Genomic DNA, 14,528 nt, shown 5'->3' on the forward strand with positions numbered 1-14,528 from the left:
TAAAATATTAAATAGGGAATTCAAAGGTCTACAAATTAATGTAGCTTTGAATTCCCTATTTTTTTCTTTTTGTAATTATGATTTAGGCAAAGAACTAACTTTCCTGATTTTATTTGTTAAAGCTTTTAATCCATATTTACTGTAGATTTCCCTCATTTCATCTAATTTTATGTTATGCATCAAACCAATACTAATAAGTAAATAAGTATCGGATTCTTTTTTATTCGTTTCCTTAATTATTTTATTTACAAATTCTCTAATTTCATTAGGTGAATTATTAGAATTAGATAATGATTCAATGCTAATACTCGAATCAGGTGACTGTCTAAGATCAACACCGTATTTATTTATAACTATTTTATTACCAGATGCACCTTGAATACATAATGTGCCATCTGATAATTTAACTGTGTTATTAGAATTATCTTTAGCTTCTTCTAACTCTTTCTCCGTATATGTTATTAACTCTTTAGAATAAGGCAATGACTCCACCCATTTACAAAATACATCTTGCCATTCTTCTTTTAATCGGTGATTCTTTCTTTGATGATATATATTTCGTAGTTCAGCATAATTGGTATTGACTGTTCTTAGCTGCAAGAATCCTTCCATTAATATTCTCTTTGCTCTTAATAGGCAGTAGTCTTTTTCTTTCTGGCTAGTTGAAGTTAGCCATATTCCCCTAATTTTATTTAACCTATCTATAAGTGATTGAGCAATATCAGTATCTTCAGAACATACCACAAACATATCTAATGTTATAGGTGCTTGCTTGTTAAATAATTTATGTATAGTGGAACATGAGTTTTTCTCACAAAATTTATATGTATCGAACTCCTGTAGCCAGTATCTAGGCATATCTATATCAGCCCATACTTGTATTTGTCTTAAGAACTTACAATGTTCAGTACCACCTACTATCAAGCTTTGTGATAATTTTTTATCTGCTTCACCTAATACAAAGCCTTCTATATTTGAATTTTCATTAAGCTCAAATTGAGTGTCTATAAAGCTATCTGATTTATGCCAACTGTTCATTGGATTTCTTTTCCCCCTAAATGCAGTTTCAAATCCAAAAACTTGTGTATATTCTATTTTCATTATATCAAAATCCTCTCTATTTCATATTTTAGTTTTAAGGTGTAATTTTGAGTTTACATAAGAATTTAGGTAATCATAATTATGGTTATGTTAACTACTCCTATATAAACATCATTATTATATGTGATAATTCTTCCTCCGTCACACTCATGCCATATAATTTTAAAAAATTTAGATAGTATTCTGCATATACTTTACGAAACTCCATAAATCTTTCTTCATTGTCACCTTTAAAGACCCCTAAATCTTTTATCTCTACAAGATAACTAGCAAATTCATCTATATATTTCATATCTTTTATTTTTAGATTTATTTCCAAAGCCCAAGCGGTGTCTAATATTAAAACCGACATCCTTAAAAACATCAGTGCCAAATATTCTATTTTAACTTTTTCTTTTGGATATCTACCAGTAATCAATTCTTTAATTAAATTGCATTTGTCTTTAAATGTCCCATATTTTAAAATTATTTTGGTGAATCCCATAGTTATTTATTAATCCCCTTCCGAATCCTTCTGTAAATTCCAACTCACTGAATAATATTTATCTTTTGTCCATCTATCTGTAAATTTAAATATTTTAAAACCTTCATATCTTAATGCTTCTATATCACATTCATCCAGTTCATTCAATTTAAAACATGTATTGAGATATCCTTCATGAGCTTCATCTATAATCCTATTTATTAATTCTTCTCTCACTTGAGGCTCTCTACTCTCTTGAGTGACTCTATACATTCCTTCAAACATTCTCATATTATTTATCCTCTCTCATACACTAAGCTATCATAAGAATTTTAGAATGTTTCTAAGAACTCTCTAAATTCAATTAGCAATTTGTTATATAATTCTTCATCCGAGATTTTTGATATATTAGGTATTTTTATAAAGTTAGCATTATCTCGTTCTCTGTCTTGAAGGTCATCCAGCTCTTCTAAAAATCTAAATCTATCATTACCAACACCAATAAATTTAAAGAATATATTATATTTTGATGCTTCAATTAAAGCTTCTTTTGTTTCTTTTTTATCACGATTATCTCCATCAGTCAAAAATATTACAAAAGTAGGAGTTTCAGAAGACTTTCTTTTAAATAATGTCTTCCTGGTATATTTGCTTATAATTTTATTAATAACAGGAGCGTAGTCTGTTCCTCCTCCTACATTATTAGCTATATATTTGCTCACATATCCAAAGAAGTTATTTTCGTTTAATGGTTTTAATTCTTGATTGTATCTACCGCCTGCAAAGATAAACATCTCCATTTCTTTATCATCATCAAATTTTAGAGCTACTGGGAAAATTCTTTCTACTACTTCTTGCATTACTCCTGAAGAATATAAACTATTCATTGATCCAGATGTGTCCAAAACAAATACTACTTTGCTATTATGTCATTATTAATTCCTGCTTTATTTAATGCTGCACTGAAAGTCTCTTTTCTCAATGAAATCTTTTTTAGTGCTTCTTGTTTTTCTAAACTTACCATTACATTCATCTCCCTTATATATGATTAAAATTGTACTTTTAATTTAATATTTTTATAATTCTTATAGTATAATAATGTTACAAATTAATATTTATTGTATTAGTGCAGTGAGGGCAAATACATTTTACGTCATTGTCTTCTCGAAAAATTGACCATCCTAATTTTTTAAGCTCTCCATATTTTCCTGATTGATCTTCGTTACCACACAAATTACATTTTAACAAAATCATTGGATTAGTTTCTTTACATTCATTGCAACCTATCATTGCTCGTCCTTCTTGACACCCTTTAATAAAGTCAGGAGTAAATTGGCAACTTTCATCAAATATTGGGCATTTTGTATATGTTTCTTTATTATATTTGTAAGTAGAATGTAAAAATTTCATACCCATTTATATCACATCCCTAATATTTTGTATATTTTTCTATTTATTTTACTAGCTATTCTATATGTATGTGTAAAGTATTATAGTCAAATAAAGTGTTCATTTGATATTTATTAGTATCTGAATATGTCCATACATCTTCTCGCCAATCAACATAAACTAAACTTTTAGCATTATCTTCATAAGTTAGCTCTATTTGTGTAATATCATTACAATCATGTAATCTATAAAAAGGATGTTTAAAATTATATGAGCATGTAGATCCATATTTCATGTCCTTACTGATTTCAATTACGCAATCTAAATGAGTTATAGTTTGTTTATTAGATATTGGCTCACTACGATTAATTTTAAAAAGTTTAAAACAGTTATATGGAACTATCACAGTCTCACAATTTTCTAGCACGAATTCAACAGTTTTTATTAGTTTTTCTTGCATTACAAATATCATTACAATATCCCCCATTATACATATATTTAAATAATTAATTTAATATTTTAAATTTAGCATATTAGGATTAGAAGTTATCTAACCCTAATATATCTTTTATATCTAAGTTTACTTACTTTTTATTTAACTCCTGTGCTTCCATGACCACCTCTATCTTCATTGTTTAATTTATTCACTTTATTGAACTCTATAGACTCCATCTTTTCTGATATTCTAAATTGGCAAATTCTTTCATTTAATATTATAAAGCCATCTTGCATAGCCAATACAGGCATGAACCATTTGTCATTATCACCTTTAAAGGTTTCATCAATGATTCCCATAGAGTTAGTTTCTATTATAGTGAAATTTTTAAAGGTAGATCCTCTTGGAACAATATGTGCTTCATAGTTTTTTGGCAATTCCATAGCTACCCCTAAATCAAGCAGTAAAAATTCACCTTTTTTATATCTGAAAAACTCTACTAATTTTAGTTCTCCGTTTTCCTTGAAATACCCCTTTTCAATTGACTTCATAGTCGTTTCAGTTTCTCTAATTAACAATGCTTTATCCATAGTTATTTCATCTATTCTATTTTTAACAGTAATTAACTTAGCTCCTTGGCATCTTAAATCTATCCAATCACCTTTTTCAATCTTCTCAATTTCTATTCCATCTTGATTAAAATATTTTATATTTATGCATTTCATTGATGTATTCTCCCTTCTTACTCCACCCATAATACTACCTTATCTTGTTTTAAACTCTTCTGAATATCTATAACTCTTTGATTGCTTGAATTCCTAAATTTTAATGACATATTTTTCAGTTCGGGAATAAATTCACCATCTACCAATACATCTAAATTCTTTAAAAATTCCACCTTTCTAGCATCTTTAATTAAATCTTCATATAAATATCCAGTCCAGCACCAAATATCTTTCCCCATAGATTTTGCTTGTTTAGTTAAATTAATTAACCAATCTTCTTGTAAATTGTCCATACATTCCCCACCGAGTAAAGATAATCCTTTTATCTCTTTGGGGGTCAACCATTTAATTATAGTATCAAATGTTACCTGTGTAAATTCTTCTCCGTAGTCAAAGCTCCATGCTTTCTGATTGTAACAATCTTTACACTTTGGATTCTTCTTACAACCACTTATGAAAAGAGTTATTCTAATGCCTAATCCATTTACAAAATCACAGTTTATTAGTTTTGCATAGTTCATATTATATATGCTTCTTTCTATTTTGTTGTTCTAAAAGTCTTCCTTTAATCAATTTTCTTTGTAAAGGATTGCCCAAATATCCACACTGGCGTCTCGTACAAGATGTAGTCATTGGATTATTATTCTCACATTGAGGGCATTTGTATCCATCATTAGTTGCGATAAACTCGCCTTCATATCCACATTCATAACATACATCTATTGGAGTATTTGTTCCCCAATATGCTATCCTATCATATGAATAGTCCCATACTGCTTCCAAGGCTTCTTTATTATTTATTATAGATGGATACTCACAATAATGTATAAATCCACCATTGCAGTAATAAGGATAATCTTTTTCAAAATCTATCTTCTCAAAAGGAGTCGGTTGCTTTCTTACATCATAGTGGAATGAATTTGTATAATATCCTTTGTCTGTTATATCTTTTACTTCTCCAAAGTCCTTTAGATCCTTTTGACAGAAGGTGTGAGTTAAGCTTTCAGCAGGAGTAGAGTAGACTGAGAATCCATAGCCAGTTTCTTTTTTCCAATCTTCTGTTGCCGCTTTTAACTTTTTCATTATATCTATTGTAAACTCTTTGGCTTCAGGATTAGTTTCCCATTCACCGCCATAGAATACTGTAGCTGTTTCATATAAACCTATATATCCTAATGATATACTAGCTCTTCCATTCTTAAATATATGAGCTACACCTTCTTCTGCTGCTAGTCGTTTTCCTGTTGCTCCATACATATATAGAATTGGTGCATTTTTAGCCTTAGCTCTTTCTAATGTAGATATTCTATATAGCAACGCCTTTTTACATAAAAGTAATCGCTGATTAAATATTTTCCAGAATTCATCTTTGTCTCCTTTACTTTCTAATGCTATTCTTGGGATATTTAGAGTTGCAACACCTAGATTGTTTCTACCTTCATTAATTTCATTACCATCTTCATCAATCCACTTACTTAAGAAACTTCTACAGCCCATAGGTGCTTTAAAGTTGCCTGTAATTTCAATAACTTTGTCATAAGATAATATATCTGGATACATTCTTCTAACAGAACACTCTAAAGCTAGTTGCTTAACATCATAATTTGGATCGGTTGGTTTCAAATTCAGTCCTCTTTTTAAAGTAAAAATTAATTTTGGGAATATTGCAGTTTTTTTACTTTTCCCTAGACCATTTATTCTTATTTGTAATATTGATTTCTGTATTTCTTTACATATCCAACTTTCGCCTAATCCAAATCCTATAGTAAAAAAGGGGGTCTGTCCATTGCTATTAAACAACGTATTTATCTCATATTCTAGTGATTGCATTGCATTATAGATTGACTTCTTTGTTTTTTCTATCGCATATTCTTCTATTTTATCTTTATTTACATAGTGGTAAGCATCATTTAAATGCTTTTCATATGTTAATTTTGCATATGGTTCTAAAACTTCATCAGCTCTATTAAACGTTGTTCCACCATAAATATTACTTGATACATTTGCTACTATTTGTGCAACCAGAGCTGTTGCAGTTTCTATACTTTTAGGTGATTCTACATCTGCATTACCTATAGTAAATCCATTTTTAAGCATACTTTCAAAATCAATTAACATGCAATTGTAATATGGTAAGAATGGGCTATAATCAGCGTCATGCCAGTATATTTCACCCTTAAGATGTGCTTCTACAATATCTTTAGGTAATAATTGTCTCATTGCATAATCTTTAGATACTACACCAGCTAATAAATCTCTTTGAGTGTTGAATACTTTTGCGTCTTTATTTGCATTTGCTTTAACATATTCTCCTTCTAAATTTATAAGTTCTGAGATTTGCCTATCTAAATCTTTAAGCTCATTTCTTTTTTCATTTCTTAGCTTTCTGTATCCTATATATAACTTTGCTACTTCTTTCTTGGCACTACACATTAATTTATGCTCAACAATATCTTGTATTTCCTCTATATGTATTTCCTCTAAATCGTTCTTAATTATATATTTCTCTATATCATCTGATATTTTACTTGCAAATTCAAAATCTTCAGCACTTAAACAATAATTATCTACATTGTCTTTTTTTGAGTCTGACACAGCTTTTAGAATAGCTGTGGTTATATATTTTTTATCAAAGTCTATTTCTCGTCCATCTCTTTTAATTACTTTCATTTAATCAGCCTCTCTTTCAACGTTTCGCTATATTTTCTTAACCAATATTGAATATCACACTCTTCATCTAAGTCATTCTCGCAGATAAAATCCACTAGGATTTCATCTATATTATTTTTAAACTGTTCGTTCATTTTTTTATAGAATTCTTGTATTCTCATTCTATGTATTTTTAGTCTTTCTTCGTCCTCCCTTCTAGTAAGTTCCATGCTAACACCTCCAATTATTGATTTAATATTTTTATATTAATTTAGATATAAAATTGCTTTCTTAGTTTTCTTTTGAGTATTACTATTGAGCCATTCTGTTGTGACATTAGGAACAAATATATCTATAAGACATTCTGTCTTTTCTGCATTTAACCATTGCATAGCTTGACCTGTATCCACAACTCTCAGCTCACCTATATCATCTATCACTAGCTTGCTACCATAAGGTACATCACTAGGCATAGCACAAATACTTTCTTCATGAGATGTCAATGGTTTACCAACCCTATCAAGTTCTCCACCTTCTAATGCCGNNATTCGCATTTGTATAATAAGTTATGTGGACTGTGATAGTTTTAGATTCTGTAATATCTCCACCCCTTGAAGCTTTTTCTGTTTTATTTATTAGCTCACTTATTTTCTGCTCTTTTTCTACCTTATCTTTAATTGTAGCTTGTAATTTTGCATTTATATCCTTTATTTCTTTATCTTTTGTTTTCAATAAGTTTTGTAAGTTATGTATTTCCTTATTCTGTTGGTCTTGAAGCTTTTCTGCTTCTTGCTTGTATAATTTTAAACTTTTATTGGTCTTATAATCCTTATTCACATAGTATATATTTAATATTACCAACAACCCCAATATACTATTGACTAATCGCTTATTCAAAAAACCATCCTTTCTATCTAGCTCAAATCTCCATGCACAGGACAATATTTATTGTAGAATACCTCACTTGTAGGGAATCCTTGATATTCTCTTTCATCTGTATATGTATTGTATTTTAGCTCTCTACCGCATTCAGGACATTTATTGTACTTAGCAGCATACTCTTCTAGGGACAATTTAAAATTTTCAACAAACCTTCCATTTTCTATATCATCAAGTATTCTATTTCCTTCAATTATTACTTCTTCTTCATTATCATTGCAATAGTCTTGAATGTATTGAAGAACATCATTTTCATTCATTGTGATCCAGCTCCTTTCTTTTTATTATTATTTTCTATGTATTTATCTTACTATGATTTTCCTGTATTGTCAATAATTAATTTAATATTTTTAATTATTTATTTTTTAACAATTTAACTTTAAATCCTAAATCATTCAACACACTTATTTCTCAGTTATTATATATCTTGTGACCTTTTTAACTTTCAGTGGTATGTTTACATGATATTTAAAAGCATCTCTACTTACATTTTGATTTGAGCCACATTTAGGACAGGTCATAAAGGGGCTATCTCCATTTATTAATTCAATATATTCTTTTGCTGGAACTAAGTAAGGAAAGTTACAGTCGAGACATTGTAGTAAGCTCCATTCTTCCATATATACACCTCATTTCATTAATTAATAAACATAGAACATGGTCAAACACAAAACTTGTTATTTTCTGCACTTGACATCGCTATAATGAATCAACTACAGAAAATAGGAGGTGATCGTGTGGACTTAAAGGATGTTATAATACTAACTTGCACTATTGTAAATACAGCTATTAATATTTACAGACTACTTAAGTAATTGGAGAGGGCTTTAAACCCCTTCAATTCCAATTTAATTAATATGTATTTATTTCAAGATCTAAATATTGTTCTCTAATCATTTGCCTGAATATGCTTTCGAAAATAGTAACAGGGATTGAGTTTCCTGCCTGTTTATATAGAGTTCTTCTAGTATTGACTTTAGCTGCTGCATAAAAATCCTCGTCTGAATAGCCTTGAAGTCTCCAGCATTCTAATTCAGTTAAAAATCTATATAATCCATTTCCTAAATCAATAACTTGTGCAGGACATCTGTCTTGCCGTTCAGTTATTGTGTAACTATAATCTTCAATTATTGTTGCTCTTTTTATTCCCTTTTTACCTATAGCACTTAAAATACTTGGCTGAGTAACTATGTAGCTTTCATCTACTTCACTATTAGGTTGTAGGAATTCTTCTATATGTGGAGCTTGCTTTCTTTCTAAAGTATCAAAATTAAATGAGAGTCCACCCAAACATGACACTGTAAATACCCTATTCCTATTTTGAGGAAGTCCAAAGTCTATAGCATTTAATACTTCAAAAGAATTAGTGTAACCCATCTTTTCCATTTCATCTAAATATCTGTTAAAGTTATGTATCATGGACTTATTTAACACGCCCTTAACATTCTCCCAAATAACAATTTTAGGCTTCCAGTCACCCATCTGTTTAATTATATTGATTGTTTCCCACATAAGACTACTTTCAGTTCCAGAGCCTTCGTCTGCCCCTTCTTGTTTCCCTGCTATACTTACACTTTGGCATGGACTACCATGTATCAATATATCTGGTCTAAGATTATATCCAACCACCGTCTGTGTTTTATACTCCAGTTCTTTAGCAAACATTGCATTGTAGCTTCTAACCGCTTTTTCATCTATCTCCACATAGTCAATTGCCTTAATTGGTATTCCTAGATTTCTAAGAGCAATTCTAGGACTTCCTATTCCTCCAAAAAGTTCTAATATTTTTATTATTTTATCCACCCCTCTTCTTTTGTAATGAATTTATTGTTTTACAATTATTTAATATTTTCATTATTTATGATTAAACATATATTTCTTTATCAGATACGTCCACGCCATTAATTTTATAAACCTTATGTTTCATATCTTCCCTTACCTCAACTTCCATTTCTACTTCATAGCCTAGATATACTAAATCATCGCTATTTTTAAATCCTTCCTCTACACCTCTATCTTCTATGCTCCAATTCTGTTCCTTTTCTCTATGGAAACATATTGTTTCTTTAAAACTTTTCATATAAACCTACTCCTTTGAACTCTATTTAATATTTTTAATATTTTCTATAAATCTTTTAACTAAAGACAACTCTTTTTTACTTATCCATTTAAGCCATTTACCACAATCACCGCATACTAACGCTGTTTGGTTATCTCTAGGGTCTATAAATACATCAACACTTCCACATTTACTACATGCATAATTTTTCATTTTAATTCCTTCTTTCTATTTTATAATTAACATATTCAAATTAAACTGTTTCCCAGCCTTGTTGAATCATTCTAGGTTTGTACTCTTTTTCTGTATAACCTTCACCATTGCATAAGTCACATTCAACATTTTTATATTTCCAGTCTTCAACCCAACGACTATCTGGCAAGCCTTTCGGATATGCATTGTACTTAACAATGTTTTCTCCTTCACCTTTACATTTAGGGCATTTATGTATTTTATTTTTTTGTATCTTTTTTAATAAATCATTTAATGTAGTCTCACCTTCATATTGTTTTATTAAATTCTTTATATCTTTTATTTTTATTGCCATATACAGCTCCTCCTCTTTTTTGATGAATTTCTAGCAACTCATTAATCTCATTTATAGCTGTTTGCTTGTCAACTTTAAATTGTTGTATACAACTCTCTATAATATCCCACATATCGGATATAATGTATCCACCCTTATACCATTTGCCACACAGATTTTTAATTTGACTTGCCTCTAATCCACACAAAAGCATTCTTCTTATGGTATTCCATGTAACAGGATATTTATATATTGCATCTTTAATAATTTTAATATCTTCCTTCTTATGTACAATCATTTTTAATTCTAAATATTCTTCATCAAATAAAACTTTCATACTTCACCTCTTCATCACATTATATTTGTATTGTGAAATTAATTATTCCAATAAGCATTTATATCTTTCCAATTTGGATAATTTAAATTTAGATAATCTTCGCTTTGAGTTTCTAACCTTTTATCCCAATAATCTTTGCTTACAATTCCTGTTGTTCTATATATTTCCTTTTCACAGTCATAAACAACTCCATATTGCTCTTTTGCCATACGTTCCTCATATGAAGCATTTGTTATATAATCATCAAAAGGCATTATTCTATAAGAATATCTTTTTTCAAAATTTGAAAAAGCATCCCTATCATAGAAAGCACCTTTATAAAAGAAAGAGATTCTTTTTCTCTTTTTATTATCAAACACATCATTCCACATTGAATGACCAGTTGGTTTAACTTCCCAACCATTAGGCAGAATAACATTGAAAAATAAATCATCATATTCATCAATAATCTTTATACCCATTTTTTCGTATCGTTCTTTAGTCCATTTTTTATTATTGTCTTCTTCAATTTTAAACTGTTCTTCCCATTCCATACTATTATTAACGCCAACTCTTCTTATCTCACAAGGTACTGAATGGTCATTACTTTTAATCGGCAACCTTTGATTTTCAACAATTATTTGTTGCTCTCTTTTCTCACTTCTTTCTATTGCTCCTGATGCATCACCTGTAAGCAATACATCAATAAATGTTATTTCTTTATTATCCATTTCAATATCCTCCCTTTAAGTCACAGTTTATTTTTAACGCGAAGATTAAAATGCTTTCCAAAGTATATATTCTCCACTCATCAGTTCTGTTAAATGGAGAGATGAAGAAATAGAGGCTGTTCTTAAATAATTTTCTTTGCCAAATTCATCTCGCATAAAATCTTCTTCATGCAATTCTAATACGAATGAATTCCTATCTACTTTATATTCCTTTACAATATAATCTACTGCCTCATCTTCATTGTCAAAAATACAGAGCATATCATGCACATCTTCTCCCTGTAACTCAATCGGAATTTTAAAATCATCTTTACATACTATCATAAAAATACTCTCCTTAAATCATATTTAATGCACAATTTAATCACAAGATGACACCCCTATATCGTCTTATAAACTAACTTACTATTGTTCCCGCCCTTTTTAAATAAAACTGTATTTTTTTATTTTTCTTCCATTGTTTCCTCTCCTGTGATACTCTATATATGTACAAGATTAATATTGAACTATAACATGAGATGTATTTAAATATTAATATCATTAAAGATATATCTTGTACAAGAGTAGCTTATAGCTACTCTTTTATTATTTAACTTAATAGGAATAGGTAAGACTTTGAGGTTATCTTTGCCTTTTCTCCTCTGCCACACCCTGCGTGAGACTTTCGAACTCACTATGAACTAATCGGTTATTATTAATCTTAACTCTTTGCAACCATGATGTAATAATGTATTGGCAAAGTCGGTCATATCATCTATATCAGCACATTCTGTAATTGTCCCATCTTCTTCATATATTTTATATTCATTTTCTTTTTCTTTATTAGGCAATACCTTCTCCCCCTCTTCAATAATTCGTATAATAATCATAGCGTGACTTAAAGTTCTTCTAGCAGATTAGAAACTATTTCTTCTACCAACTGTCTTTTAGTAAAGTTCAATTCACCTTGCCTACTAAAAGCATGGTCTACACATCTTTCCACTTCACTCTTAATATACTTTTCAACATCTGGACATAATTTTAATATCTTGTCCCATATAACTTCGCTTATTATATTCTCTATATAACCCTTACTTGTGTAATTTCCTTGCATTTCTTTTATGCGTTTCCGTACACTTATATTTACTTGCTCTTTAACCATTTGTTCAATTGTTTCATCTGGTATATTAATTTGCATATAATCTCTCCTCTATAATATATTTGAAATATGTAATTAACCTCTATCTAAAAATACTAATATATGTTTTAATATACTATTCCTATCAAATCTGTACTCTATATCACATATTTTACCAGTTGTTTTATAAATACTATCTGCGTCTGATATATTTATGTCTATCTTCTCTCCAATTCTAGGAACTATAGGCGTTCTTAATGTGGCTATTTGCTTATCTCCTATCTTTGTATAGCACAGAATTTCAAACATTTTCAAACCTCCTCGAATATTCTAAATCCTTGTATGTTCTCCATCGTTCCTATTAAATCATCCTTTAAAACATTTAGTAGTCTTTCTTTTTCTAACTCTTGTGGCTCTTCTAATTGCTTTAATATGCTTTTGACCATATCATTAAATTCTTTGTCTAGGTCTGTTCTAAAACGTGTTCTTAAAAACTCCATAACACCTTTATCTATCATCTCTTAGACCGTTTCCTCCACATTTAATATGCTTTCATCTTCAAGTAGCCATTTCTCCTCTAAAAATAATTTTGGTATATTATCACTAGGTTCATAGTTAACCATATATGCTAATACATAGTCTAATTTTTCAAATGCTGCTCTATCATTGGTTCTAATTGATATCGTTCCCTCACCATTATATCTTTGCATTATCTCAATTAGAGAGTGTTTATTAACTGGTTTTCTCTTCCATAGTAAATCCTCTTCTGTAATATATTTATGGTTTTTAGGCATCCAATTATCATGTTTAGATTTATAGACCTTCACAATATCATCATCACAACTATCTTTATAGGTTAAATCATCACCCCAAAACCCTAAATTAAAAAAAATATTATTATCGAATATTAGCTTTTTATTATCAATTTCAATTACTGTATACATTTCTCCGTTTCTTAATTCTACAACCATTCCTGCTTTTAAATCTGATTTATTCATATTACCATTCTCCTTAATCATTTTAATTCTTCCATATTTCCCAGCATTATAAGAAGTCAAATGAAAAATTAGATTACCTTTCATATCTCTCACTAATCCATCTTCAATAAGAGCTACTTCTCCTTTTTTGCGTTGTACCCCCTTCTTAAAGTCCATAAAATCTTCTGTAAACTCATATATACTATTCATTCTTATTCTCCTTCAGAACAACTGTAATTTATTTGTATAAAACTTAAATTCTATTTAAAATGGATTTAATACTTTCTCAATGTCAATTTCTTCAGCTTCACCTACATAAGTTTTTATATTGGATATATACCATTTGTTCTGACTGCGTTTTACTGCATTTATGAAATTTACCATGTCCAAATAAGACTCTCTCCTATGTTCAGTTCCACCTGGTGAATACATTTTTATGATTTCTAAGTCATACTCCAAAACATAAACTTTCATTTAATCCTCCTATTTCTTATAATTCTTTTGCTGAATATCCTATATTAGCACAATAGGTCGTGTATAAATTACCTTTTAGTATACGATATCTCCTCTTTGCCTTTCAATTTTCTTAACTCATTATGTTTATTTTCTATTGACTTATTTAATTTCGTTACTTCCGATTCTGATTTTTCTATTGTTTCTAATAATTTACGCTGCTTATCAAATAATTCATCCAATTCTTCTTCTAATCCTGAAATTTTCTCTTCTTTCTTCTTAATTACTTTTACAAGATTCTTAGGCACATATATAGCATTTATTTCGCTTATTTTAACTTGGTAACAATCATATAACTCAACATCAGCTACAATATCTCCTATTAATCTCTTAGATTCTCCATCTATTACATAATCAAGAACGTACACTTCATCACCAATTTGTGGTATGTACTCGTCTTTCTTGTCTTCAGTTGGAATCTCTATTTTTGCTCTTTCAATCTTGTTATTTGTATTCTCTCGATTCTCCGTTGTAAAAATTTTTTCACCTATTTCATTTAACATATGATTTAAAAAATTTTCAAAAGACAGTTCTTCTCTTTTTAAATTATTATTGTTATTATATGGATTCATATTTCATCTCTCCTC

General features: G+C 29.3%; 26 protein-coding genes. All 26 read right to left on the reverse strand.

Features of this window, described 5'->3' with window-relative positions:
• Nucleotides 1–75: 75 nt before the first annotated feature.
• Nucleotides 76–1,101, reverse strand: coding sequence for a hypothetical protein (locus B3603_RS16815; RefSeq protein WP_291567041.1), 1,026 nt, complete (start codon nt 1,099–1,101; stop codon nt 76–78).
• Between the two features lie 100 nt (nt 1,102–1,201).
• Entirely contained in the window at nt 1,202–1,585 is a 384-nt protein-coding gene (locus B3603_RS16820; protein ID WP_291567043.1) for a hypothetical protein, read from the reverse strand.
• A 9-nt stretch (nt 1,586–1,594) separates the two neighbouring features.
• Nucleotides 1,595–1,855, reverse strand: coding sequence for a hypothetical protein (locus B3603_RS16825; protein ID WP_291567045.1), 261 nt, complete (start codon nt 1,853–1,855; stop codon nt 1,595–1,597).
• 41 nt (nt 1,856–1,896) lie between these two features.
• Nucleotides 1,897–2,451 (reverse strand): VWA domain-containing protein, encoded by a 555-nt coding sequence (locus B3603_RS16830; RefSeq protein WP_291567046.1) that lies wholly within the window; start codon nt 2,449–2,451, stop codon nt 1,897–1,899.
• Between the two features lie 214 nt (nt 2,452–2,665).
• Nucleotides 2,666–2,980, reverse strand: coding sequence for a hypothetical protein (locus B3603_RS16835; protein ID WP_291567048.1), 315 nt, complete (start codon nt 2,978–2,980; stop codon nt 2,666–2,668).
• Between the two features lie 49 nt (nt 2,981–3,029).
• Complete coding sequence (locus B3603_RS16840; protein WP_291567050.1) at nt 3,030–3,425, reverse strand: hypothetical protein; 396 nt, start codon at nt 3,423–3,425, stop codon at nt 3,030–3,032.
• Nucleotides 3,426–3,544: 119 nt separating this feature from the next.
• Entirely contained in the window at nt 3,545–4,114 is a 570-nt protein-coding gene (locus B3603_RS16845) for a dUTP diphosphatase (protein WP_349676826.1), read from the reverse strand.
• A gap of 17 nt (nt 4,115–4,131) precedes the next feature.
• Nucleotides 4,132–4,635: an anaerobic ribonucleoside-triphosphate reductase activating protein gene (gene nrdG, locus B3603_RS16850; RefSeq protein ID WP_291567052.1), complete on the reverse strand. Its 504-nt coding sequence runs from the start codon at nt 4,633–4,635 to the stop codon at nt 4,132–4,134.
• A 1-nt stretch (nt 4,636) separates the two neighbouring features.
• A complete protein-coding gene (gene nrdD / locus B3603_RS16855; RefSeq protein WP_291567054.1) occupies nt 4,637–6,784 on the reverse strand; it encodes an anaerobic ribonucleoside-triphosphate reductase in 2,148 nt (715 codons plus the stop codon).
• On the reverse strand, nt 6,781–6,993 hold the full coding sequence (locus B3603_RS16860; RefSeq protein ID WP_291567056.1) for a hypothetical protein: 213 nt from the start codon (nt 6,991–6,993) through the stop codon (nt 6,781–6,783). Before B3603_RS16860 ends, nrdD begins: the two co-directional genes overlap by 4 nt.
• Before the next feature lie 684 nt (nt 6,994–7,677).
• The gene (locus B3603_RS16865; RefSeq protein ID WP_291567058.1) at nt 7,678–7,962 is read right to left on the reverse strand and encodes a hypothetical protein; all 285 of its coding nucleotides are present in this window, start codon (nt 7,960–7,962) and stop codon (nt 7,678–7,680) included.
• A 144-nt stretch (nt 7,963–8,106) separates the two neighbouring features.
• Nucleotides 8,107–8,322, reverse strand: coding sequence for a hypothetical protein (locus tag B3603_RS16870; RefSeq protein WP_291567060.1), 216 nt, complete (start codon nt 8,320–8,322; stop codon nt 8,107–8,109).
• A gap of 232 nt (nt 8,323–8,554) precedes the next feature.
• A complete protein-coding gene (locus B3603_RS16875; RefSeq protein WP_396152109.1) occupies nt 8,555–9,496 on the reverse strand; it encodes a DNA cytosine methyltransferase in 942 nt (313 codons plus the stop codon).
• A 70-nt stretch (nt 9,497–9,566) separates the two neighbouring features.
• Nucleotides 9,567–9,782, reverse strand: coding sequence for a hypothetical protein (locus B3603_RS16880; protein ID WP_291567064.1), 216 nt, complete (start codon nt 9,780–9,782; stop codon nt 9,567–9,569).
• Between the two features lie 21 nt (nt 9,783–9,803).
• Nucleotides 9,804–9,974 carry a hypothetical protein gene (locus B3603_RS16885; RefSeq protein ID WP_291567067.1) on the reverse strand — a complete coding sequence of 57 codons (171 nt, stop codon included), beginning with the start codon at nt 9,972–9,974 and terminating at the stop codon, nt 9,804–9,806.
• A gap of 40 nt (nt 9,975–10,014) precedes the next feature.
• On the reverse strand, nt 10,015–10,308 hold the full coding sequence (locus B3603_RS16890) for a hypothetical protein (protein WP_291567068.1): 294 nt from the start codon (nt 10,306–10,308) through the stop codon (nt 10,015–10,017).
• Nucleotides 10,262–10,624 (reverse strand): hypothetical protein, encoded by a 363-nt coding sequence (locus tag B3603_RS16895; RefSeq protein WP_291567070.1) that lies wholly within the window; start codon nt 10,622–10,624, stop codon nt 10,262–10,264. Before B3603_RS16895 ends, B3603_RS16890 begins: the two co-directional genes overlap by 47 nt.
• A gap of 38 nt (nt 10,625–10,662) precedes the next feature.
• Entirely contained in the window at nt 10,663–11,334 is a 672-nt protein-coding gene (locus tag B3603_RS16900; protein WP_291567072.1) for a hypothetical protein, read from the reverse strand.
• Between the two features lie 45 nt (nt 11,335–11,379).
• Nucleotides 11,380–11,658, reverse strand: a complete 279-nt coding sequence (locus B3603_RS16905; RefSeq protein WP_291567074.1) for a hypothetical protein — start codon at nt 11,656–11,658, stop codon at nt 11,380–11,382.
• Between the two features lie 356 nt (nt 11,659–12,014).
• Entirely contained in the window at nt 12,015–12,203 is a 189-nt protein-coding gene (locus B3603_RS16910; RefSeq protein ID WP_291567076.1) for a hypothetical protein, read from the reverse strand.
• An 8-nt stretch (nt 12,204–12,211) separates the two neighbouring features.
• Complete coding sequence (locus tag B3603_RS16915; protein WP_291567077.1) at nt 12,212–12,511, reverse strand: hypothetical protein; 300 nt, start codon at nt 12,509–12,511, stop codon at nt 12,212–12,214.
• A gap of 36 nt (nt 12,512–12,547) precedes the next feature.
• On the reverse strand, nt 12,548–12,760 hold the full coding sequence (locus tag B3603_RS16920) for a hypothetical protein (protein ID WP_291567079.1): 213 nt from the start codon (nt 12,758–12,760) through the stop codon (nt 12,548–12,550).
• A 2-nt stretch (nt 12,761–12,762) separates the two neighbouring features.
• Nucleotides 12,763–12,969: a hypothetical protein gene (locus B3603_RS16925; protein ID WP_291567081.1), complete on the reverse strand. Its 207-nt coding sequence runs from the start codon at nt 12,967–12,969 to the stop codon at nt 12,763–12,765.
• Between the two features lie 3 nt (nt 12,970–12,972).
• The gene (locus tag B3603_RS16930) at nt 12,973–13,638 is read right to left on the reverse strand and encodes a hypothetical protein (RefSeq protein WP_291567083.1); all 666 of its coding nucleotides are present in this window, start codon (nt 13,636–13,638) and stop codon (nt 12,973–12,975) included.
• 54 nt (nt 13,639–13,692) lie between these two features.
• Complete coding sequence (locus B3603_RS16935) at nt 13,693–13,902, reverse strand: hypothetical protein (protein WP_291567085.1); 210 nt, start codon at nt 13,900–13,902, stop codon at nt 13,693–13,695.
• 68 nt (nt 13,903–13,970) lie between these two features.
• Nucleotides 13,971–14,513 carry a hypothetical protein gene (locus tag B3603_RS16940; protein WP_291567087.1) on the reverse strand — a complete coding sequence of 181 codons (543 nt, stop codon included), beginning with the start codon at nt 14,511–14,513 and terminating at the stop codon, nt 13,971–13,973.
• Nucleotides 14,514–14,528 lie beyond the last annotated feature (15 nt).

This window comes from Clostridium sp. UBA2485 (genome assembly GCF_002341865.1).
GTDB lineage: Bacteria > Bacillota > Clostridia > Clostridiales > Clostridiaceae > Clostridium_J.

Bases quoted from the DNA above. Each gene is read 5' to 3' on its own strand.
- B3603_RS16840 (WP_291567050.1), bottom strand. From the start codon at position 3,425: ATGATATTTGTAATGCAAGAAAAACTAATAAAAACTGTTGAATTCGTG.
- B3603_RS16915 (WP_291567077.1), bottom strand. From the start codon at position 12,511: ATGCAAATTAATATACCAGATGAAACAATTGAACAAATGGTTAAAGAG.
- B3603_RS16890 (WP_291567068.1), bottom strand. From the start codon at position 10,308: ATGGCAATAAAAATAAAAGATATAAAGAATTTAATAAAACAATATGAA.
- nrdD (WP_291567054.1), bottom strand. From the start codon at position 6,784: ATGAAAGTAATTAAAAGAGATGGACGAGAAATAGACTTTGATAAAAAA.
- B3603_RS16830 (WP_291567046.1), bottom strand. From the start codon at position 2,451: ATGAATAGTTTATATTCTTCAGGAGTAATGCAAGAAGTAGTAGAAAGA.
- B3603_RS16940 (WP_291567087.1), bottom strand. From the start codon at position 14,513: ATGAATCCATATAATAACAATAATAATTTAAAAAGAGAAGAACTGTCT.
- B3603_RS16825 (WP_291567045.1), bottom strand. From the start codon at position 1,855: ATGAGAATGTTTGAAGGAATGTATAGAGTCACTCAAGAGAGTAGAGAG.
- B3603_RS16820 (WP_291567043.1), bottom strand. From the start codon at position 1,585: ATGGGATTCACCAAAATAATTTTAAAATATGGGACATTTAAAGACAAA.
- B3603_RS16845 (WP_349676826.1), bottom strand. From the start codon at position 4,114: ATGAAATGCATAAATATAAAATATTTTAATCAAGATGGAATAGAAATT.
- B3603_RS16905 (WP_291567074.1), bottom strand. From the start codon at position 11,658: ATGATAGTATGTAAAGATGATTTTAAAATTCCGATTGAGTTACAGGGA.
- B3603_RS16880 (WP_291567064.1), bottom strand. From the start codon at position 9,782: ATGAAAAGTTTTAAAGAAACAATATGTTTCCATAGAGAAAAGGAACAG.
- B3603_RS16860 (WP_291567056.1), bottom strand. From the start codon at position 6,993: ATGGAACTTACTAGAAGGGAGGACGAAGAAAGACTAAAAATACATAGA.
- B3603_RS16920 (WP_291567079.1), bottom strand. From the start codon at position 12,760: ATGTTTGAAATTCTGTGCTATACAAAGATAGGAGATAAGCAAATAGCC.
- B3603_RS16935 (WP_291567085.1), bottom strand. From the start codon at position 13,902: ATGAAAGTTTATGTTTTGGAGTATGACTTAGAAATCATAAAAATGTAT.
- B3603_RS16815 (WP_291567041.1), bottom strand. From the start codon at position 1,101: ATGAAAATAGAATATACACAAGTTTTTGGATTTGAAACTGCATTTAGG.
- B3603_RS16930 (WP_291567083.1), bottom strand. From the start codon at position 13,638: ATGAATAGTATATATGAGTTTACAGAAGATTTTATGGACTTTAAGAAG.
- B3603_RS16865 (WP_291567058.1), bottom strand. From the start codon at position 7,962: ATGAATGAAAATGATGTTCTTCAATACATTCAAGACTATTGCAATGAT.
- B3603_RS16870 (WP_291567060.1), bottom strand. From the start codon at position 8,322: ATGGAAGAATGGAGCTTACTACAATGTCTCGACTGTAACTTTCCTTAC.
- B3603_RS16835 (WP_291567048.1), bottom strand. From the start codon at position 2,980: ATGGGTATGAAATTTTTACATTCTACTTACAAATATAATAAAGAAACA.
- B3603_RS16900 (WP_291567072.1), bottom strand. From the start codon at position 11,334: ATGGATAATAAAGAAATAACATTTATTGATGTATTGCTTACAGGTGAT.
- B3603_RS16910 (WP_291567076.1), bottom strand. From the start codon at position 12,203: ATGATTATTATACGAATTATTGAAGAGGGGGAGAAGGTATTGCCTAAT.
- B3603_RS16895 (WP_291567070.1), bottom strand. From the start codon at position 10,624: ATGAAAGTTTTATTTGATGAAGAATATTTAGAATTAAAAATGATTGTA.
- B3603_RS16885 (WP_291567067.1), bottom strand. From the start codon at position 9,974: ATGAAAAATTATGCATGTAGTAAATGTGGAAGTGTTGATGTATTTATA.
- B3603_RS16925 (WP_291567081.1), bottom strand. From the start codon at position 12,969: ATGATAGATAAAGGTGTTATGGAGTTTTTAAGAACACGTTTTAGAACA.
- nrdG (WP_291567052.1), bottom strand. From the start codon at position 4,635: ATGAACTATGCAAAACTAATAAACTGTGATTTTGTAAATGGATTAGGC.